Here is a 535-nt window from a genome sequence, read left to right as displayed (position 1 = left end):
CCCGACGGGACGCTCGTGGTCTACATCACCGAGGCGACGACGATGGGGTCCATGACGTGTCCCTCGCCCGTCGTTGCCGATCAGGTCGGTTCTCGGTTGTTGTCATTGCAGGAGCGGGAGACGATCGCTGATCTGAGGCGGCTGGGATGGTCGTTGCGCGCGATCGGCCGGCAGGTGGGGCGATCGCCCTCGACGATCACGCGTGAGGTCGAGGCGCGCTCGACCGGCGGGCTCTACCTGCCCCATGGTGCGCATCGTGACGCGGCCGTGAAGCGGACGCGGCCGAAGTCGGCGAAGCTTGCCCAGCCGGGACGGTTACGCGATTACGTCGCGGACCGGCTGGCGCAACAATGGTCTCCGGAGCAGATCAGCGGCGTCCTGTCGCGTGATTACGCCGATGACGAGGGCATGCAGGTGAGCACGGAAACGATCTATCAAGCGATCTACGTCCAGGCCCGGGGAGGGCTGAAACGGGAGGTCGCCGAGGCGCTGCGCTCGGGCCGGGCCCGTCGCACGCCGCGTCGTTCACCCGAGC

At 68.0% G+C, this 535-nt stretch carries 1 protein-coding gene; it reads left to right on the top strand.

Annotation, left to right across the window (positions count from 1 at the left end; all coding sequences use genetic code 11):
- The coding region (locus ABD323_RS45025; RefSeq protein WP_425556373.1) for a helix-turn-helix domain-containing protein at positions 1-535 on the top strand (535 nt) is incomplete at both ends.

This window comes from Kitasatospora nipponensis (assembly GCF_039528135.1).
Lineage (GTDB): Bacteria > Actinomycetota > Actinomycetes > Streptomycetales > Streptomycetaceae > Kitasatospora > Kitasatospora nipponensis.
This window is presented reverse-complemented; position numbering and strand designations above follow the sequence as displayed.